This window comes from Blautia sp. BCRC 81119, from assembly GCF_003184505.1.
Lineage (GTDB): Bacteria > Bacillota > Clostridia > Lachnospirales > Lachnospiraceae > Blautia_A > Blautia_A fusiformis.
The window spans coordinates 108,426-128,858 of sequence record NZ_QJHD01000009.1; the positions used below are offsets into that span (position 1 = coordinate 108,426).

15 protein-coding genes and 1 pseudogene are annotated in these 20,433 nt (G+C 43.2%); 3 read left to right on the plus strand and 13 right to left on the minus strand.

Annotation, left to right across the window (positions count from 1 at the left end; translation table 11 throughout):
- Positions 1-14: 14 nt before the first annotated feature.
- From DMI82_RS07490 to DMI82_RS07500, 3 genes are all read right to left on the minus strand, one after another.
- Positions 15-860: a carbohydrate ABC transporter permease gene (locus DMI82_RS07490; protein ID WP_044961860.1), complete on the minus strand. Its 846-nt coding sequence runs from the start codon at positions 858-860 to the stop codon at positions 15-17.
- Entirely contained in the window at positions 860-1,813 is a 954-nt protein-coding gene (locus DMI82_RS07495; protein WP_110102965.1) for a carbohydrate ABC transporter permease, read from the minus strand. Before DMI82_RS07495 ends, DMI82_RS07490 begins: the two co-directional genes overlap by 1 nt.
- 72 nt (positions 1,814-1,885) lie before the next feature.
- Positions 1,886-3,253, minus strand: coding sequence for an ABC transporter substrate-binding protein (locus tag DMI82_RS07500; RefSeq protein WP_110102966.1), 1,368 nt, complete (start codon positions 3,251-3,253; stop codon positions 1,886-1,888).
- A gap of 173 nt (positions 3,254-3,426) precedes the next feature.
- On the opposite strand from DMI82_RS07500, the gene DMI82_RS07505 reads away from it, so the two are divergent.
- Complete coding sequence (locus tag DMI82_RS07505; protein ID WP_110102967.1) at positions 3,427-4,167, plus strand: helix-turn-helix domain-containing protein; 741 nt, start codon at positions 3,427-3,429, stop codon at positions 4,165-4,167.
- Between the two features lie 137 nt (positions 4,168-4,304).
- Here the strand turns inward: DMI82_RS07505 and DMI82_RS07510 are convergent, their stop codons facing one another.
- The 10 genes from DMI82_RS07510 to DMI82_RS07555 all read right to left on the minus strand — a co-directional run bounded on the left by DMI82_RS07510 (position 4,305) and on the right by DMI82_RS07555 (position 19,333).
- The gene (locus DMI82_RS07510; protein ID WP_110102968.1) at positions 4,305-7,004 is read right to left on the minus strand and encodes a GH36-type glycosyl hydrolase domain-containing protein; all 2,700 of its coding nucleotides are present in this window, start codon (positions 7,002-7,004) and stop codon (positions 4,305-4,307) included.
- Between the two features lie 96 nt (positions 7,005-7,100).
- Entirely contained in the window at positions 7,101-9,515 is a 2,415-nt protein-coding gene (locus DMI82_RS07515) for a GH36-type glycosyl hydrolase domain-containing protein (RefSeq protein WP_015526176.1), read from the minus strand.
- A 145-nt stretch (positions 9,516-9,660) separates the two neighbouring features.
- The gene (locus DMI82_RS07520; protein ID WP_110102969.1) at positions 9,661-11,013 is read right to left on the minus strand and encodes a vWA domain-containing protein; all 1,353 of its coding nucleotides are present in this window, start codon (positions 11,011-11,013) and stop codon (positions 9,661-9,663) included.
- A complete protein-coding gene (locus tag DMI82_RS07525) occupies positions 11,010-12,020 on the minus strand; it encodes a leucine-rich repeat protein (RefSeq protein ID WP_110102970.1) in 1,011 nt (336 codons plus the stop codon). The genes DMI82_RS07520 and DMI82_RS07525 overlap by 4 nt, the downstream gene beginning before the upstream one ends.
- 188 nt (positions 12,021-12,208) lie before the next feature.
- Complete coding sequence (locus DMI82_RS07530) at positions 12,209-13,618, minus strand: serine hydrolase domain-containing protein (RefSeq protein ID WP_110102971.1); 1,410 nt, start codon at positions 13,616-13,618, stop codon at positions 12,209-12,211.
- A complete protein-coding gene (locus DMI82_RS07535; RefSeq protein WP_110102972.1) occupies positions 13,611-14,990 on the minus strand; it encodes an APC family permease in 1,380 nt (459 codons plus the stop codon). Before DMI82_RS07535 ends, DMI82_RS07530 begins: the two co-directional genes overlap by 8 nt.
- 176 nt (positions 14,991-15,166) lie before the next feature.
- Positions 15,167-15,811: a GntR family transcriptional regulator gene (locus DMI82_RS07540; protein WP_059086720.1), complete on the minus strand. Its 645-nt coding sequence runs from the start codon at positions 15,809-15,811 to the stop codon at positions 15,167-15,169.
- 142 nt (positions 15,812-15,953) lie between these two features.
- Positions 15,954-16,346: a VOC family protein gene (locus DMI82_RS07545; protein ID WP_110102973.1), complete on the minus strand. Its 393-nt coding sequence runs from the start codon at positions 16,344-16,346 to the stop codon at positions 15,954-15,956.
- 93 nt (positions 16,347-16,439) lie between these two features.
- Complete coding sequence (locus DMI82_RS07550) at positions 16,440-17,396, minus strand: carbohydrate kinase family protein (protein WP_227574164.1); 957 nt, start codon at positions 17,394-17,396, stop codon at positions 16,440-16,442.
- A 320-nt stretch (positions 17,397-17,716) separates the two neighbouring features.
- A complete protein-coding gene (locus DMI82_RS07555) occupies positions 17,717-19,333 on the minus strand; it encodes a mannitol dehydrogenase family protein (protein ID WP_022427075.1) in 1,617 nt (538 codons plus the stop codon).
- A 407-nt stretch (positions 19,334-19,740) separates the two neighbouring features.
- On the opposite strand from DMI82_RS07555, the pseudogene DMI82_RS07560 reads away from it, so the two are divergent.
- Positions 19,741-19,875: pseudogene (locus DMI82_RS07560) on the plus strand (hypothetical protein); the annotation flags it as partial.
- A partial coding sequence (locus tag DMI82_RS07565; protein ID WP_146207144.1) for an RNA-guided endonuclease TnpB family protein occupies positions 19,838-20,433 on the plus strand: 596 nt, incomplete at its 3' end. The pseudogene DMI82_RS07560 and the gene DMI82_RS07565, both read left to right, overlap by 38 nt.

The following is a 20,433-nucleotide window of genomic DNA, read 5'->3' on the forward strand; positions in this document are numbered from 1 at the left end:
CCTGCTACCTTTTGTTATTCTTTTACGCCTCCAAGTGTCACTCCTGCGATGATAAACTTGGAAAGAAGGAGATATACGATAATGATCGGCACAATGGCAACTGTGATCATCATGTAAATCTTACCCATATCAAAATTCATATAATCTGCTCCACGAAGTGTTGCAATCAGGATTGGAACAGTCATCTTGCTTTTAGACTGGATAACCAGAGCAGGAACGAAATAATTGTTCCAGGAGCCTACAAATGTAAAAATCGCCTGTACAGCGATTGCCGGCTTCATGATTGGCAGGACAATACTGTTGAAAGTACGGAATTCTCCGGAGCCGTCAATTCTGGCTGCTTCTACCAGTGACATCGGCAGTGAGGACTGCAGATAGCTGTACATAAAATAGAATACGGCTGGTGACGCAACAGACGGAATGATCAACGGAAGCAGGGAATCATATAATCCCATCTTTGTGATCAGACGAAGGAAGCCCATTGCAGTTACCTGTGTCGGCATGACGAGGATCGCCATGATAAATGTAAACGCTACATTCCTTGCCTTGAAATCATAGGCATAAAGACCATATGCTGTCAGTGAGGAAAAATATGTACATAATACTGCACTGCATCCGGACACGATAATACTGTTAAGAATTCCCCTGAACATCGGAAAGCTTCCGTCATTTGCAACATTCATCAGGTTTTTCCAGAAATATTTTCCAGGAAGAGCAGAAAATCCCTTCTGAAGCTCTGCATGAGAATGAGACGCATTCACGATCAGTACATAAAAGAAAAAGAGACACATAAAGGAAAGAATAATAAGTACCACATGTGCCACGATACTTCTGATCCTGCTGGCTGTCTTATCTTTCATCATTTTGTTTTTCTCCTTTCTGCTCTTGCTCTCTTTTTCGCTGCTTTCTTAGATCCGTCCGGATCATTGTCGTTAGTCATACGATATACAAAGAAGCAGAGGATTGCACTGATAATAAACAGGTATACAGACAATGCTCCGGCCATACCATAATTCTTGCTCTTCAGATGGCTGTTCAGGAACATAATCAGTGTCATGGATGTTCTGTCCGGATTACCCTGTCCGTTTGTGAGGATCTGCGGTACATCAAACATCTGAAGGCCACCGATGATGGAAGTGATCAGAGTATAGGAAAGAATCGGACGAATCAGTGGAAGCGTAATATAGACGAAACGCTGAATGCTGTTGCATCCGTCCAGATCCGATGCTTCAAAAATATCCATACTGATTCCCATTACTGCTGCCATCAGCATGATGGTCGTGTTTCCGAACCACATCAGGAAATTCATGAAACCTACCAATGATCTTGTTCCCAGAACAGAGCCCAGAAAATCAATCGGTTCCTTTATCCAGCCCAGTGAACACAAAATGGAGTTTACAGGTCCGTTTGTGGAAAACATGGTAAAAAACAGAAGTGCAAATGCTGATGCCATGATCAGGTTCGGCAGATAAATTACAACCTTAAAAAACTGCTTGCCATGAAGCTTCAACCTGGCATCAGTAAACCAGCATGCAAGCACCAGTGCAACAACGATCTGCGGAACAAATCCGATCACCCAAAGGATCAGTGTATTCAGTCCGTATTTCAGCATGTCAGAATGCAGAAGACTGACATAATTGGCAAGTCCTACAAAATTAGGACCAATCTGCTTGATTCCAGAACGGAAATATTCAAAAAAGCTGTATCTCACTGTATCAAACAGCGGAATCAGCGAAAAGATAAAATAGATCACAAAAAACGGAAGAATAAATATGTATCCCCATTTTCCGTAATTAACGCTCTTTTTCTTCATAATGCTCTTCCTTTCCAGCAAACTGCAGGATCCAAAGATCCTGCAGCATCAACAATTATCCTCATGTGGTATTTATTCCGGCCACTGGATCTCTGTGATCTCCGGATAACGCTCCTGAATAGCTGTCTCAAAGTTGGCTTTTGCTTTGTCAAAGTCTACTTTACCCTGGAAGTAATCACTGAAAGCGTTCTGGATCAGCTCTACACAACCCTGGTCATATGCGGAAAGCGGTGCGATCTTGATATTCTCTGCAACCGGTGCAAAATACTCAAACGGGTTCTGTCCACCAAGGAAATCAGATGCGAAATCTGCATTTGTAGCTGCATCTTTCATACCGGATTTTGTATTTGTAAAATCAGAGTATTCTTTGGAAATCTTAAGAAGATTATCCTTATTTCCCGTCATTGCCAGAATAATATCTTTGACATGTTCCGGATCATCTGTTCCTGTTGCAGCCTGAATGTAAGAACCACCCCAGTTGTATTCCTGCGGAGGATTTGTAACAGCCCAGTCACCTTCTGCTCCATCCCAGTTTGGTTTCAGAGTAAAGTCGATACCCCATGCCGGGAAGAGGAATGCGAATACCTTGGACTCAGAACTCATTGCCTTGTTCCAGTCATCGTTCCACTGACCTTTTACAGTTTTGTTAAGATAACCTGCATCCAGCCACTCTTTGGAATCTTTTACCCAGTCCATGATCTTTGAATCTACTTTGATCACAGAATCACCGGACTCTACCCACGGATTCTCAATGCTGTTTCCATATAAACGAAAAGTGTCTGCATAAGAAGCAAATGTATAATATCCTTTTTCTTTCAGCTGAGCTGCTGTTTCTTTAGCTGTATTCCAGTCTTTCATCTTCTCGCCAACTTCTTTCGGGTCATCAGTACCGAAAACATCTTTCGCAATGTCACGACGATATACAAGGACACCCGGGCAGCACTGCCATGTGGCGCCTCTCTGTACTCCATCCGCATCAGAAGCTGTTGTTTTCGTGAAATCATACTGATCTGCAAGATCCTTGTCCGGATCAATGCCAAGATCAGTAAGAGGCATTGCAACATCTGCATCTTTGTCTGTATATTTGAATACATAATCTGTCTCAGAAAGGAATATGTCTACCTTATCATCTGCACTTGCATCAGCCTGGTTGAGAAGTGCCTCATCCAGTTTCTGCTGATATACGCCATCCTGGTTCGGATTTACGATCCAGTGGATCTCTGTACCATCTTTCAGTTTTGTAACTGTACCATCTTTGGAAGTGGACTCTACTTCCGGATAAACAGCTTCCAGTCTCTGACGGAACTCATCATTCCAGGAATAAATATTGATCACTTTTCCCTCATCCGATCCTTTTGCAGATACACAGCTTACATTTGCTGCCATCATTCCACAAACCATTGCTGCTGCAAGGATCATAGATACCGCTCTTTTTTTCATAGTATAAATCCTCCTTTTTCTGTAGCATCCCCGATGCTTTACCTTTGATGATAAAAGTATACCATTTTTTTATCTGCGATTATATTATTAATCTTAACAAAATGTCAGATTCATGTCATAATATAAGAAACCAATACATTCCTTAAACATCAACATATAAGGAGGATATCAATATGTCCATTTCCCAAGACTGGATTACTAATGAACTGGAAGATACAGAACTGGAAGCTCTTCATCGCTCTCCCTCTGTGGAATATTCTTTTTACAATGCCGTAAGAGCCGGTGATATGGAAGCTGTAAACAAAAACTGCGAGGAAGACTCTTTTCTTCATCTGAAGGGAACCGGTATCCTCTCCAAAAATCCTCTGATCAACCTGAAGTATCATTTCGTTGTCACTACTGCCATGCTCACCCGTTACTGTATTGACGGTGGACTGGAGCCTGAACAGGCATATCGTCTCAGCGATTTTTACATTCTGAAAATGGATTCCTGCACCACTGTACGCCAGATTGCAGATCTGCATCATATTATGGCCAGAGATTTTACCGGAAAAATGATCCTCCAGAAAAAAAGCTCTATTCTTTCCAGACCGGTCATGCAATGCGTGGACTATATTTACGGTCACATTAAGGAGCGTATCACCATTCAGGATCTGTCAGAACATACCGGACTCTCTCCCAGTTATCTGTCCAGAGTATTCAAACAGAATCTTGGAGTATCCATAAGTGATTACATCCGCGAAAAAAAAATCGAAAAAGCCACTCACCTGCTCCGATACTCTGATAAAGCAGTCGTTGATATCGCCAATTATCTGAATTTCTCTTCACAGAGTCATTTTATCCAGATCTTTGAAAACTTCACCGGCCTTACCCCAAAGAAGTACCGTGACAAATATTACAAATCCATGTGGTAAACATCCTTATTATTATGGCTGATATTTTTTATCAGCATCAAAAACGACATCCCGCAGCTTTTTACAACTGTGGGATGCCGTTTTCCTATTGATACTTCTGTTTCTGTAATTTAACAATTATGTATAACCGATTTCGGTTACATCAGTTCCACTTTGATCCTGTGTGTTTCTTTTACAGAAAGCTTTTCGAGCAGTTCCCGATCTATACGTACACAGGTACTCTGTTTGTTTTTCATTTCCTTTTCATCGCACCATACTGTTTTTATTTTATATTCTGAAGGAAGTTTTTTCTCCGGATTGCAGATACAGATCTCCAGCTTTCTTCCGGCAAATTCCATAGTAAGAGATGCCTGTCCATTCTCATTATACTGCTTCGGCATCAGTGCCGGCGCGATCACCAGATCTCCAAGATCTCCTCTGACGCCAAATACCTCTGTGATCATAGTCAGCATATACCAGCTTGCAGCACCGGTAAGATATGCATACAATCCTCTTCCCTGATTATCAAAATATTCCGGAATTCCAGGATACATCCTGCTGTTCTCAAAATCCATGGCAGCGTCCAGAAGCGTTTCCAGAACTTTATATCCTTCTTTTGCATAGCCGTTTTTATACAGTGCATTGCCATACATAACAGCCATATGGGAAAATACCGCTCCGTTTTCCTTTTCTCCATAAGCAAACCCGAACATTCTTCCCAGATCAAATTTTTCTTCATGGAAATTGGTATTCAGGCGATATCCTCCTGCCTGACGGTCAAAAAGATATTTATCCGCACTTTTACAGATAGACTCAATCTGATCTTTCTGTGCGGTTTTACTCATGATCGCAAATACCTGACTGGTAAGCATCATACGTACCTGGCTGTTTTCTGCCCTTTCCACAGGACGTTTATGATCATCATAATATCCGTTGAACCAGCCGTTTTCTCCGTCTTTTACCCATTCTCTTCTGCGGATGTTTTCCATCATCCAATCTGCCTTTTCATCCAGATTCCGGCTAAGCTGGTCCAGACGGATCACAATAGTATTTCCGCTGATATCATGTGCACATTTTTCTGTGTACTGTCTCAGAAGCTGCTGCTTTTTCTCCGGGCTTTCATAAAGCTCACGGTCTCCGGTAAACAGGATTTCCATTTCTTCCGCAACTTCAATCCTGTCAAACATTTCCTTTTCCTGAAGTTTTCTCAGATATTCTGCGATGTTCTTCATATTTCCAGCATATGCACAGGTAAATGCCACACTCTCACCATTTTCCCATGCCATATCCATGGCATCGTTCCAGTCTGCCCCGTGAAGTTTCATCTCGTTGTGCTCTCCTACATCATAAAAAGCACAGAGATTTTCCAGCAAAATGTGTTCCAGAACCGTTCCGTAATAAACCTCACCGGATTCTGTTTTCTGATTTTCTCCATAGGCACTGCTCCATTTTTCATCATGCGCAGTTCCTCTTTTTGTCTGAAGATCCTTGAAATATGGAATCTTCTCAAAAAGGACATTCATATCCCCGGTCTGATCCATATAAAGCTTCGTTGTCACAAATGGCCAGAAAGCATGATCCATCCACACGCGGGCAATGTTGTTGCGGTCTGCGATAAATTCCCCCTGTCTGTTTCCGATGATCGTGGCATTGGTTCCATCGATGCGTACTCCACCGTAATTATCGACGATCATCTGACGTACAACAGAAGGCTCCATGATCAGAAGTGCCAGACAGTCCTGCCAGAGATCACGCCAGCCTCTTCCACCTTTTCCATAATCATGATACGGTAGGAATGAACAACCGTAAATTCTTCTTAATATCGGCTGGAAACAGATCCATTTCAGATAATTATCTCTGTCCTCATCACCTGTCTCAAAAGAAACATTCACTTTTTCTGTCCAGTGTTTTTTTACATGTTCAAATTCTCTTGCAACCTGTTTTTCAGTTCTGTAAAACCGTGCAGTCTCCTCCGGCAGCTGATTTTTTTCAGATATTCCCGCTGTCACAACATATACAGCTGTTTCATGTGGTCTCAGAACCCTGGATGCAAAACGAATACCACCGACAGCTTCCTTTCCTTCAATTTCTGTCCCTGCCGGAACACCTTTTTTCTCTTCTCTGACCACCTCCGGAATCAGGAAAGAACCGCCTTCTCCGATAAACATTTCCACATCAGGATAAAAGCTTTCCGGTTCCGTTCCCTCGCCTTCAGATCCATATACAAAATATGCAGTATTATTCTTCTGATGACCTCTTTCATCAAAAGAAAGCACCGGTTTTACTTCAACACCGTACTCCGTTGTTCTTATCCTGTGCAAAAGGGAAGTCACATGCCTGTGATCTCTGAGATTGTCTGCACTTCTTCCATATACAGGTATTACAGCAACCGGTGTGATCTCCTGTTCTTCCTCTTCAATATTGGTAATCTTTACAAGATGGACCTCCGCATCACCTTTCACTGTCACAAAAGACAAAATCTCTGACTGAAGTCCGTATTTCTCAGAAGTTCTGTGCAGCTTCTGCCACATAAATCCGGCTTCCAGGCTGCTTTTATCCTGTTTATCAGTATATTTCTGAAATTCCTGTTCTGCCGAAACTCCGCATGCTGACCAGTAACCTTTTCCTTTTATCTTGCACCAGAAATTTCTGGTGTTTCGATTATTATGAAGATTCTCAATGCTTACCGGTTCCAGCAGAAAATGATTCTGATCCAGTTTGCTGTCTCCTCCCAGAGAAGGGGTGATCGCGGATTTCAATCCGTTTTCTCCGGCCAGAGGTATATATAAACCGCTGTAATTCTCCGGATTTTCTATGGAAAAGCTTCCATTTTTATCCTGAAATTTTATATATTTCATTCTGTGATCTCCTTCCTGCCAAAATAAAACGGTATTTATATTCCATTTTACTTTGTATTCATAAATGTGATCTCCTCGCAATTTATATCCATTATGTCATGACATATAGAATTCAATTTCTGTCTCACCGGTAAGTTTCTCCTGCGGAATATAATTACCCGGAAGTTCTTCTCCATTTACATAGAGTTTTTTACATCCGGCTTCCACATGTCCCGGATTCTTCACAGTGATATGGAGATGACATCCACGGAAATCCTTGCTTATCTCAAACTTCTCCCATTCTTTTGGAATCGATGGTGCTATACGTAAGCCATAGAAATCCGGACGCATGCCAAGAATTCCTTCTACACATCCTACCATCACAGTAGATGCTGTTCCTGTCAGCCAGTGCACATGAGATCGTCCGAAATTCGGGCTTGCTTTTCCTTCTGTAAACTGTCCATAGCAGTATGGCTCCAGCTGTCTGATCTCAGCCCTGTCATTCTGCGCTGCCGGAGCATTCTCCAGGAAATAATTAAATGCACGCTCACCATGTCCGCAAAGTGCTTCTGCCAGAATGAGCCATCCCTGTGACTGTGAAAAGATTCCCGCATTTTCCTTTGTTCCTGCATTGTAGATAACCGCAAGTGCTCCGTCGAAAGCATTTGCATGATATGGAGGATCCATAAGGATTGCACCGTATTCTGTATTCAATCTTTCATAAACCATTTGAAGAGCCAGATCTGCCTGCCGCTCTGTTGCAAGGCCGCTGATCACAGCCCAGCTCTGTGGATTCAGCCACATGTTTGCCTCCGGGTCAGTTCTCTTTCCGATAACCTCTCCCCGCTCCGTAAACCCACGGATAAAACGATCTTCATTCCAACAGAGTTCCTGGATCAATTTTCCAAGCTGCTCTTGTTTTTCTTCCAGGTATTTTATATATTTTTCATCTTTTTTGTATTTTGCAAACTCTTTCAGGATAGTCATTGCATAATAGAACTGTAATGCAACGAAAGTAGATTCCCCATCCTTTCCAAGTCTCAGACAATCATTCCAGTCTGCATAAAGTCCGGCCGGCATTCCATGTCTGCCAAGATGGTTCATGGAGAAGTCAATAGCTCTTTTCAGATGCTCGTATACAGTTCCTTCATCCTTGTTTGCAAACGGGATCACTTCATCGATGAATGCAAAATTTCCTGTCTCTGAAATATATTTGTATACAGTAGGGAACAGCCAGAGTGCATCATCTGCGCGGTATGCCGGATGACCGGTTTCCTGTACATAGGATGCATCATCCGGTGTATCCTCATGTCCCGGATTATGTGTGAATTTCACAAGTGGAAGACCGCCGCCGTTATCTACCTGTGCTGACAACATGAAACGGATCTTATCCAGTGCCATTTGGGGTGCAAGATGGATCACACCCTGGATATCCTGTACAGTATCACGGTATCCATATCCGTTACGAAGTCCGCAATAAGTAAAAGATGCTGCACGTGACCAGATAAATGTCATAAAACAGTTATATGCGTTCCATGTATTGATCATGGTATCGAATTCCGGACTTGGTGTTCTGATCTGAAAATGTGCAAGCTGTCCGTGCCAGTAACTGATCAGTTCTTCAAGCTCCACCGCGCATGTTTTTTCACAGTCTGCATAATGTGCTATAATCTCCGCTGCTTCATTATCCTCCTTCATTCCTGCCAGAAAAGCCATTTCCCGACTTTCTCCCGGTTCCAGAGTAATTACAGCTGAAAGAGCTCCACAGCTGTTTTCATTATAATTTCCCTCATTACATAATACACCAGCTTCAACCCCTGCTGGATTGTTGTATCCGTGATATCTTCCAAGGAATTTTTCCCTGTCACCACACCAGGAAGAAACCTTCTCTCCAGCCAGGCCGAAAAATCGGTTGAACACGTTCTTGTTATCAACCTCTTCCCCATCCTTAAGGCCGTCCAGATTCGCATGGATCATCTGACGTACACGATCTCCACAGAATACTGTTCTTGTAATATACTGGGAATACTGCAGATTCACCTGATCCTGTTCATAATTGCTGTTATTTGTAAACTCTGCATATCCAGTCACACTGATCTCACGTTTTCTGTCTGAGCAGTTGGTAACTTTCAGATTCCATACCTCGTAGGACTGCCCAAGCGGTACATAGTATCTCACCTCTGAATGTATCTCGCTGTAATCTGCCATCATTTTAGTATAGGCTGTGCCATGATGACATTCACTTTTATACTCACTGAGATCTTTGCCAACCGGCTGCCAGGATGCTGACCAATAATCTTTTGTGTCATTATCCCTGAGATAAATATATCTTCCCGGCTGATCAAACTGATTAAAAATATATCTCAGGATTCTGCCGTTCGCCCCGGATTTTGCAAAGCTGTATCCCCCTGCATTATTGGAAACGATTGCTCCGTATTCCGGCGATCCCAAATAATTCACCCACGGAGCAGGTGTGTCCGGCCTGGTAATCACATATTCCTTTTTTTCTTCATCAAAATACCCATATCTCATGCCATACAATCTCCTGTTCTGTATATTTTCCGTAACATTGTCTGCTGTTACCTATTTTCTACACTATAACTGATATGCAGATAGCAATATACAAAATAAAAGATTAAAATATCAGATTCATGACATAAGATATGGATATAATTCTTTACAATTCTTCCTCCGTGATCACCAGCTTCATGGCCCAGGCCGGGATATCCACATCCTCAGGCTCCTGCTCCATAAATACAAATGCTGTCCGGTATGGCGGCATCTTTGCCGGAAAAATACCGTAACCGTCTGTAAAATACACCAGTCCCTTCAGATTTTCAAACTCACGTTTTTCCATCAGCTCTTCCACATAAGCAAAAGCCGGACGGAAATCTGTACCTCCATCACCGTAAAGTTCCAGGCTGTCCATGTAATCCTGCAGTTCTTCTCTGCTGGTGATCTTCACATCCGAATGCACCTTCTCATCACACTGGATAATGTGTATATTTACCTTCTGGAAAAAATTCCCGCTGTCGCTTAAGATCCCATAGGTTTCCTCCAGAAATCTCTGTACCAGTTCTCCTGAACAGGACATGGAGGTATCGATCACCATGACAAATTCCGAAACTTTTTTCACTTCTCTGGTTTCCAGGGGTTCGATCAGCGGCATATTCCCGTAAAGGGAAAGCCCGTAGGTATAAAAATTATAATCAAAGCTGTCCGGATCTACAGTCAGTTCTTCCCGAAATACTGCAAACTTCCGCAGAAATTCCCGATAATCATATCGTTCCCGGTTCTCTATTTTCAGCTGATCCAGAAAATCTCCGTCCTGCGCTCCTGCCTCCCTGGAAAAGGTCTCCAGATCTGTCTCAATTCCTTCGCTGATATCTCCCCATTTTTTGCTCATCAGGGGATTGGGTTTCCGGTCGGGCTGCTGGTTTGCCCAGTATTTATGGTCGTCCACGTAGAACTCTTTTTCAAGCTGTGCCAGTTCTTTTTCCTTCAGAAATTCTTCTTTCAGAATCTTGTAGATTCTCTCTGCATTCAGCGTCTTCTTTTCCTTTTCCAGAAGACGGTAGGTTTCCCTCCGGAGAAGACTTCTGGAATATCGGACTGAGCGGTGGTAGATCCCGTCGATCATATGCTCCACTGCAATATCGCAGCTTAAATTCCACAAACGCTTCTCTATTCCCGGCTTCCCAAAGTGCCGGAAAATGCAGTGAAATACCATATGGAGATATCCTCGATTCACAAGAATCCTGTTTTCTTTATAAAGCCCGCCAAGCTGTGCCGGATGGAAGTACATCACAGCCCCGTCTGTTCCAAACGGACTGACCGAACCATCCATCTGATAAATAAAGCTGCTCAGCGCCACATCCAGAAAACGCATGCCAAGATACAGCTCGTCTCTTGCCGCCCGGAGGATGCTGCTGCCGATGTCCTGGAGACGCTGGGCCGCCTCCTGGGGATTGGATCCCTGACCGGGCAGGAAGTTATTTTTATTTTTTTCAGTTGTTTCTATATCACTCATAACTGAAACTTCTTTCTCCTTTTAACAGGGCACCTCTCATTTTCTGTCTCCCCGGCCACCTTCTGCTCTTCCTTCAGCATCCGGCTGCGTTCATTCATCAGAAATGCGGAAATCTCCATATCCTTCTTCCCGGACGCCACATCAATACTATGTTCCAGGCCCTCTCTGTTCCAGAGTTTTTCCCGAGAAAGCAGCTCCAGACCATTTAAGCTTCCGCTTTCCACCAGAAATTCCCCGATATCCTTAAGATTTCCCTGGATATAATCCTCATACTGCTTCTTCGCCTTTTCACTGAGCTGCCACGGATAACGAAGCCGCCCAAAGCTCATATCAACCAGAACCTCCAGCTTATCCATTACCACTGCCATATCAAACAGGCTGTCATACTCTGCGAAATCCAGTTCTTTGCTGTAGAAGCATTGCCGGTAATTGGTCCCTGAGCCATGATACTCCGTAAACAAAATTCTCGCAGGCGTATTCTCCACCGCCTCATCATAATGCTCCGGAAAAACCATATGCGCACGTTTTCCACCTGCCTCACCATTTTCATACAGAAAATCCACATCAATCTTCTGCCACAGCTCACCGAGGATCTCCTTTGCACAGGACTTGAGCCCTTTTTTCTGATGGATCACAAGCTCCTTCAGCCCGCTACAGCCCGTAAACGCCCCGGTTCCCACCTGCATCAGCGTATCCGAAAATTCCAGCCGCTCCAGCTTTTTGCATCCATAAAAAATATATCTTCCGATTTCCTTCAGTGTATCGGGAAAAACGATCTCCTGCACTTCCTCTCCGGCAAGAAGTCTCTCTTCTCCGAACGAAATTACATCTTCGCTCTCCCAGGTTTCTGCATCTTCTTCTCCATCCTTATGTGCAGAAAACGCATACGGCGCCGCACTGACTACCGGAAGACCATTGATCTCTTCCGGCAGCACGATCCGGTCATCGGTACCATAACACCGAACGATCTCTATTGCATTATTTTTAATTCTGTAATGTATTTTCATCGTACACTTTCTTCCCTATGTCACAATAATAAAAATTTCTGTTTCCTATTGTAGACTTATTCCAAACAAAAAACAACCCATCGGACCACTGATGGCAAGTCAGTATCCTGCGGGTTGTTCGTTTCTTTTATCATAAGGTTGGAGGAATTGCTATATTTTTATCGGTCTATACTTTGAGTTTTTTCTCTTCAGGATTTAAAGTTTCCTGTAAACTTCCATACCATATCCGGCTGTTCCGGAAGATAGGTAACGTTAGGTCTCCAGGTCGCGATCACGGTATCTTTAGAATTGACCCAGAAGGAATACTCTTCCCTGTAGGAAGTGTTGAGCAGTCCCACAGACAGATATAACGTTTCCTGATCCATTCCATAAGCAATGCTGTGATATCTCTTTGTAAAATCATCCGGATAAAGATCGTTCTGTTTCCAGCTCTTAAATCCTGCATAAGCAATCTTTTTCTCACCCTGGACTATCATTTCCAGACGCAGTTTACATCCTTCCGGAATGATCTTTGCACTTTCAATGTTTCTCGGATTTTCTGTAAAAATAATCTCCCGGTTAAATAATCCACTGAGTTCTTTTTCCGCAGTTTTCAGTCTGCCTTCCGGCTGTGGCAGAGAAAGGCTTTTTATTTTTGCTTCCAGATATTTCTCTCCTTCTTCCCGTTTTTCTTCCGGGCAAGGTATGGAAACTGCTTCCTTCATATATTTAAGGCAGATATCTGCCGCAAGATATTCTCTCGCACCTGCGGTAATGCCAATGGCAACCGGAAGTTCCCGGAAGCACACCAAATACTGTCCAAATGCTCCTTCTGCCGCAAAGATCTCTTTTCCTGCTTTGATGTGATATGCATAATGAGTCAGTGCTTTTTTCTCATCTCCGGGAATTACGACTCTTGACTGTCCCATCTCTTCGATCCACCACTGTGGCACCAGCTGCTCACCCTTCCAGTTTCCTTTCTGGAGAAGGAGCTGTGCCAGTGTGGAAATCTGATCTGCGGTCAGATACATGCCCCAGCCGCCGGTATTATGTCCCTCAGGACTTGTAAGCCAGTTGATCTTTCCAAAACCAAGTTTGTCAAAAACACGTTTCTGCATAATGGACAGACAGTTTTCACCCATAACTTTGGTCACGATCCTGGAAAGTGTATAGCTGCATCCGGAATCATAATGAAAAACTTTTCCGATATCTTCTTTCAGCTTAGGCTGTCCAAGCCAATTCTTCTCCCAGTCTTTTTCCAGTCTGGAAAACCATACATTATTACAGCATTCCGGGGAACCGGCCTGCATGGTAAGAAGATCATATACGGTAATATTTTCCAGGGCTTCATCATATTCATCCGGAAGATCTTCTCTCACATAATCCAGAAATTTATCCTCCAGATGAAGTTTTCCCTCATCCACCGCAAATCCAACACAGATACTTGTTCCGATCTTTGATAAAGAATGCATCATCTGCGGCTCTTCCATTGAGAAAGGTGCCCAGGCTCCTTCAACAACCTTTTCTCCTTTATACCGTACAGAAATACTGTGTAATTCTACGGTGTTCTCAAGTTCCTCAAGCATTTTTGCCAGCTTGAACGGATTTAATTCATTCATTTTTTTCCTCCTCTGCAGGCTGCCATATGGATGTCTCGATACGGATTCCACCTTTTCTGGTGAGATATACACCAATCAGGATCAATGCAACCATAACTATAACAGCAGATACTGCATATACAAGTTTAATACTGAAAATTCCTTTTATAAAAATAATCGTGTAAATGATGATACTGATGGTACAGAATACGTAAAGTCCTGCACTGGAAAGGTGAAATTTGTTCTTCTTCCAGGTATCCGGATATTTCTTCGGAAGACGTGAAATTGCATACACAACTGTAACATTCATAAAAAATGTGATCACCTGGAAAATATTTGTGATCGTCACGATACTCATATCAAAAATGATCGGAAGCAACACTACGATCAGTGTGTAGGTATAGATCAGGTACGGTGCTCCGAAACGGTTTTCCTTCAGAATTCCTTTCGGCAGCCATCCATCCTTGGCAGCCTGAGCGATCGGATATCGTACATCATTAAATACACCATTCAAAGTAGTGATGATTGCCATGATCGGTCCGCCGATCATAAAAAGTTTATACACAATACCAGGAAGGATCTCCTGTGCTGCCGGAAGGATTGTTTCCACACCTGCAACCTTATCGTGAGGAAGCACCCCACCTGTAACCATCGCAAGGCCCACATAAATAAAAAGCAGACATGGCACGCAGGACATTGCCGCAAACGGAACATCTTTCGTTGCTCTTTTCGCGTCTTTACCATACCACAGAACATTGTAGTAACCATTTGCGGAATTGATAAGAAGAAGTGCCGCCAGCATAAAGCCTTTAAAGCCGCCGGTAAACATCTTATCTCCTGAAAAATCAAAGATCGGCTGTCTGATCTGTGTAAGTCCGAAAACAACATACAGAACCATTGTGATCAGAAGAACCGTTGATAATATCTTGCTTACCTTTGCAAAAATATCCATTCCCAGAAGATTCAGCACAAACAGGATAACAACACCTGCGATTGCCAGTGCTTTCACTGTAATTCCCGGGAGGAGATTATTCAAATACAATCCCAGTGCCAACGCAAAAGAACTGTTGAGGATCGGCGTTACCAGTTTCGTATAAGCTACCAGACCTCCGGTGCTGACTCCGGAAAGGTTCGTTACGATGGAATACGGGCCTCCTGCCACGCGCATGGTCCCACCAAGAATAATATACGGAAAAACCATAAAGAATCCCATGACAATCGCTGTCAGATAAGCAAGCCATACAGAATAACCGGTATAAGCCATTGCCGGTCCGATCAGAGTTACCATTCCGGAGCCGATTACCATTCCTACTGCGATCGCAAAAAGATCACCACGCTCAAGTATACCCGGTTTCGGTTCCGGCTTGTTCACAATTATGTTCTTGTCGTTCATTTCATTGCGCCTTTCTTTACTTTTTTACTTTTTATTTTTTATTTTTTATATTGTATACATAAAGAATAGTGAAAAACGCCGTAACTGTCAATAACAATTAACAATTTCGGCGTTTTGTAAAAATTATCTGTTCTGTTTTTGTATACTTTTTACAGAAAAATGGTAATTTCTACAGCCTAATTATACCGTTGCACAAAGTTCTCACAACTGCTTTTTATATGTTTCTGCATACGCAGATAACATTCCATAGCATCACCTTTTCGAATACTTTCTACAATTTCCTCATGCTCTTTCAGAGATTTTCTTACGTACTCTTCTTCATTTACCAGTACGCCTCTGGACAGTCCGTTCCACAGTTCTGACAGCATATTTTTAAGTTTATCATTTCCTGCTGCTGTCCATAATTCCATGTGCAAAGTCTGATTGAGACTTGAATAACTTTCAAAATCACCTTTTTCTATCTCTTCTCTGGAAACCTTGAGGATCTGATCAATCCTCTGAAGATCGATCTTATTTTCACAACACAAAACACAGGCTTCACTTTCCAGTGCCGCCCGCACCTGAAAATGTTCGCGGATCGTTTTTTCATTCACTCCAAGAACTACTGCACGTTTATTTCGCTCCAGTTCCAGAAGTCCATCTCTTGCCAGAATCTGAAAGGCTTCTCTTGTAGGTGTAATGGACACTCCAAGTTCCTGCGCAGTACTTTCCAGTGTCAGAATTTCCCCCGCCGGAATTTTTTTTGAAAGAATTGCCTCTCTGAGATTCGCCGCAATCTTTTCTCTTATGGGTAAAGTCTTTATTGGTTTAAGTCCCAGCATGTATATACTCCTGTTCTTATAGATCTTTTTTATTTAGATGAATATTAACAGTATTCTATTCTAGCGTATTTTTACTGTATTGTAAATTCCCATTAAGACAGGTACCCACATTCTTGCAGGAGACTTAACTGACTTACACATTTTATAAATACTGGCTGAACTCCACCTTCTCCTTATTCGGGCCTTCAATAGTAAAGAACTTCACACCATTCTCCCAGAACGGCAGGAAATAGACTTCATCATTGGTAGTATTCAGTCCGGCTGCTGTCACCAGCTCGTGGACTTTCTCCACATCCTTCACATCAATGGCAACATGGTCAATGGCGCCGGATTCCATTTTTGCTGCTTTGTTCTCGTAAGTCTCGATCACAAGATTTCCAAGCTTCAGGAAAGCAACCTTCTCATTGGCAGCCTCGTTCACCGTCTGGAAAGCGATCTTAAATCCCAGTGCCTCATAAAATTTAATGGTTGTCTCAATATCATTGGTTGGCACACCTACGTGCTGAACTCCGTTCATCTGATCTTTTAAATTCATTTCAAAACCCCATCCTTTCATAAATCTGACATACTCATAAACACAATCGCTTCGCAATTTAGATTCAACTCTGCTACAGTTTTATGAATACGATCACTTTGCAATTCTGCGTTCCACCTGTGCAAGCTCCGGCATTGCCGGGATCGCACCTTTTTTCTCCACGCAGAGACTGGCCACTGCATTGCCGAAACGGGCAAATTCCTTCAGATCCTCCTGGGTCAGCTCGTCCAGATGTTTCTCTGCTGTGCTGACTTTGTACAGGAAACCGCCCCAGAAAGAATCTCCGGCTCCGTTCGTGTCTGCGATCTGTTTCACTGCAAATCCCGGTACCATACAGCCGCCATCCTTGCCGTAAAGATATGCTCCTTCGCCGCCAAGTGTAACTGCCACAACTTTCACGCCCTGGCTGTACAGTGCTTCTGCTGCTTCCCGGACATCCTTATGATCTGTCAGAAGTTCTGTCTCTTCATCCGAAATCTTCATAAGATCCACATAGGGAACCAGGCTTCTCATATGCTTCTTCGCTGTCTTTTCATCCGGCCACAGAGATGCACGGTAATTGGGATCGTAAGAAATCACGCTGCCCTTGTTTTTTGCTCTTTTTACCGCATAAAACGTGGTATCTCTTGCAGGCTGATCCGTCAGGGACAGGGATCCAACATGAAAAATATGGGTATGATCCAGCACATCCACATCCACTTCTTCCTTCTGGATCTTCGTATCCGCTCCCGGTTTTCTTGCAAAAGAGAAAGTCCTCTCTCCAGTCTCGCTGACTTCCACAAAAGCCAGTGTAGTAAAATAATTTTCGTCCAGGAGCATACCCTTGGTATCCACGTTTTCTTTCTCAAGAACAGATTTCAGGAACTTTCCGTGCATATCTTTTCCTGCTTTACCGATAAATGCAGTATGAGCTCCCAGTCTGCTGGCTGCAACTGCACCATTGGCAGGTGCACCGCCCGGATTTCTGGCATACAGCATCTGTCCATCCTCATTGATATCCTGAGATGTAAAATCGATCAGGATCTCACCAAAGGTTGTGATATCATAGATGGATCTTTTCACAGCATCTCCTGTGTCCACAATAAGGTTCTGATCAAGCAGCTGAAAAAGGATCTTCTCGCATTCTTTCTCATTATCTGTATGTATATGAAGCTCTCCCTCGTCAAACTCAGGCATACTTAAGACACCAAGCATAGACTTCGCATTTACAACATAACGGCCATAACATAATTCTACATCATAGGGGATGGATTCTGCAATACTTACCAGCTTTCTTGCATTCTGCATTGTACCTAAAATTACTTTTACTATCATTTTTGTCTACTCTCCTATGCAAAATACTTACATAAACCGTTCTCGTAACCCTGGTTTTATTTTACATATTTATGAATAGTTGCCTTTACAGCTCCGGGTCCTGCGATCATCTCACGGAACATATCCTCGATCTTCTCTCCGACACCATCTTTATAAAGGTCTGTGAAGAACAATCTCTCATTGGAAAGGATCGGCTTCAGCTGATCCTTGAAGGTTTCCGGTTTTCCGATCACGATATCGCCAAGCTGCTCTGTGATCTCCTCATTCATCGGGTCCGGTGCAAGCTCAAATTTGTTTCCTTCGTCATCTACAGCCAGCATGTATCTCAGCCAGCCTGCGATTCCCAGCGGGATTGCTGTCAGTCTGGAAGCATCTCCAAATTTCTTCACATATGCTTTTACAGTCTCACCGAAACGGATACCTACCATCTGGGACACATCTACAGCCAGACGAAGGTTGGTATCTCCAAGATACTCATTCGGGAAACGGTCATTAAAGAGTTCATCCACAAATGCCTGCGGGGAAAGGATTCCAGGATCTGCAACTACCGGAAGTCCCTCGTCATAAGCAACCATACGGGCCATTTTCATCATATCTTCGTTCGTGTTCAGCATATGTGCAAACAGATCATAGCCAAGTACCACACCAAGAGGGCCGGTTGCGGAATGTACAGGATTCAGGCATACGGTTACTTTCATTCTCTCGGAAAGATTGACGGTATTTCTGTCCGCCATATATACGCCGAAGCCTTTTTCCAGAGCAGGGCGTCCGTTAGGGAAGCTGTCCTCGATAACAAGATACTGTGGCTTCTCAGCATTAACAAATGGTGCTATGTATGTCTTCTTTCCTGTGATCACCGGCTGCATGTCTTCAACGCCAAGCTTCTCAAGGTCTGCTGCGATCTGCTCGCTTGGACGAGGTGTGATCTTGTCGATCATGGTCCACGGGAATGCAACCACCTTCTCGTCCGTTACATAATCTACGAAGCCATCATCTACGAAGCCCGCTTTATGCCATTCCTCTGTCATAGTCAGCACGGACTCACGAAGCTTGGCGCCGTTCTGTGAGCAGTTGTCCATGGATACCAGGGCGATCGGATATTTCCCTGCTTTATATCTCTCATTCAGCATAGCCACAAGAACTGCCATTGCTCCCGTTGCCTTATCCGGTCCGTTCTTAATATCTGCTTCCACAAACGGGAACCATGTTCCGTCTGCTTTCTGGAGTGCATAACCCTTTTCTGTGATAGTGAAGGAAACCAGCTGCAGGGATTTAGCCGCAAAAATTTCTTTCAGGCGGTCCCATTGTCCAGCATCAGATGACTGTGCTTTCACTGCTTCTGCAAGCGCCCCAAGAACTTTGTATTCACGGGTTCCATCACCGTGGAGAATGACATTTAAGCCAAGGTTGTCATATGGCGCGTAAATCTTATCTACTACATCATAATCAAAGGTCTCTACACATGTGATGCCTCTGTCAAGAACTCCCCCTTCCAGAAGACCATCTGCAATACCTCCGATAAATACACGGAAGATATTTCCGATTCCGAAATGTACCCAGCCTGGCTCCTTCTTCGCTTTCTCAGTAACTGCCTCTACATCGTATCCTGGAAGATTGATGCCTGCTTTCTCCCATGCTTCACGCTCTTTGATTCCTTCTCTTGTTAATTTCATGATAGAACCTCCTTTTTTTCGTTCATTTCGTTATTTATGTCTTTTACTTATGTTTATGTCTTAACTGTAAGTAGAGTATAAAACTTTCCTTTTTAAAAATCTATTGGCAAAGCGTCTAATTTTACTCTTATTTTTTTGTTTACTTTTACCCGTTCTCCCCTACATTGCATTTCCCGCAAATTTATACTAAAATACATTTAACAAATGTAGCAAGAATTCTCTCACCTCTTCAGGTGGTGAGATGAATTGCACATCGGAGCATGTCTGCTCAAAAAAATCTCTATAGTATAAAAGAAACACTTGTTCTCCCTTCCCTGATGTAGTATACTGAAAAGAACAATTAGTTCATAAATACATATCCGTTGATATAAGAAAAAGGATGATAAATATAATGGAGTTAGACCATGAAAGATGCATTCTGGGGTCAGATATTCTGTCTGCTCAGTGCAGGCGGAGCAACGATTGAAACGATACGGCAGTATATAGAAAGCCAGGGTGAGAAGAATGAACCGCGCCGTAAAAATAAGGATTTATCCAAATAAAGAGCAGAGAGTTCAGATAGAGCAAACAATCGGCTGCAGCCGCTTTATCTATAACCAGATGCTTGCAGATAAGATCAGCTATTACCAGAAAGAAAAAAAGATGCTCCGGAACACACCGGCCGGATATAAAAAGGAATATCCATGGCTGAAGGAGGTGGATTCCCTTGCCCTGGCGAATGCGCAGCTGCATCTGGAAAGTGCGTTCCGGAAGTTTTTTCGGGAACCAGCCTGCGGATTTCCACGTTATAAATCAAAGAAGCATGCAAGAAATTCATATACGACCAATGCACTAAACGGAAATATCCTTTTGCAGGATACCCATCTGAAACTTCCAAAGATGTCCGTCATAAGGATAAAACTTCACCGTCAGATTCCATCAGACTGGAAACTGAAGTCTGTAACTGTGAGCCGTGAGCCATCCGGGAAATATTTTGCCAGTCTTTTGTTCTGCTGTGAGAACCAAACAGTGGAAAAAAGACCGGCAGAGAGATTTCTTGGGATCGATTTTGCCATGCAGGGAATGTGTGTATTTTCTACAGGAGAAAGAGCCGGGTACCC

Coding starts and splice junctions, on each gene's coding strand:
- DMI82_RS07490 (WP_044961860.1), bottom strand. CDS start 860: ATGAAAGATAAGACAGCCAGCAGGATCAGAAGTATCGTGGCACATGTG.
- DMI82_RS07495 (WP_110102965.1), bottom strand. CDS start 1,813: ATGAAGAAAAAGAGCGTTAATTACGGAAAATGGGGATACATATTTATT.
- DMI82_RS07500 (WP_110102966.1), bottom strand. CDS start 3,253: ATGAAAAAAAGAGCGGTATCTATGATCCTTGCAGCAGCAATGGTTTGT.
- DMI82_RS07505 (WP_110102967.1), top strand. CDS start 3,427: ATGTCCATTTCCCAAGACTGGATTACTAATGAACTGGAAGATACAGAA.
- DMI82_RS07510 (WP_110102968.1), bottom strand. CDS start 7,004: ATGAAATATATAAAATTTCAGGATAAAAATGGAAGCTTTTCCATAGAA.
- DMI82_RS07515 (WP_015526176.1), bottom strand. CDS start 9,515: ATGAGATATGGGTATTTTGATGAAGAAAAAAAGGAATATGTGATTACC.
- DMI82_RS07520 (WP_110102969.1), bottom strand. CDS start 11,013: ATGAGTGATATAGAAACAACTGAAAAAAATAAAAATAACTTCCTGCCC.
- DMI82_RS07525 (WP_110102970.1), bottom strand. CDS start 12,020: ATGAAAATACATTACAGAATTAAAAATAATGCAATAGAGATCGTTCGG.
- DMI82_RS07530 (WP_110102971.1), bottom strand. CDS start 13,618: ATGAATGAATTAAATCCGTTCAAGCTGGCAAAAATGCTTGAGGAACTT.
- DMI82_RS07535 (WP_110102972.1), bottom strand. CDS start 14,990: ATGAACGACAAGAACATAATTGTGAACAAGCCGGAACCGAAACCGGGT.
- DMI82_RS07540 (WP_059086720.1), bottom strand. CDS start 15,811: ATGCTGGGACTTAAACCAATAAAGACTTTACCCATAAGAGAAAAGATT.
- DMI82_RS07545 (WP_110102973.1), bottom strand. CDS start 16,346: ATGAATTTAAAAGATCAGATGAACGGAGTTCAGCACGTAGGTGTGCCA.
- DMI82_RS07555 (WP_022427075.1), bottom strand. CDS start 19,333: ATGAAATTAACAAGAGAAGGAATCAAAGAGCGTGAAGCATGGGAGAAA.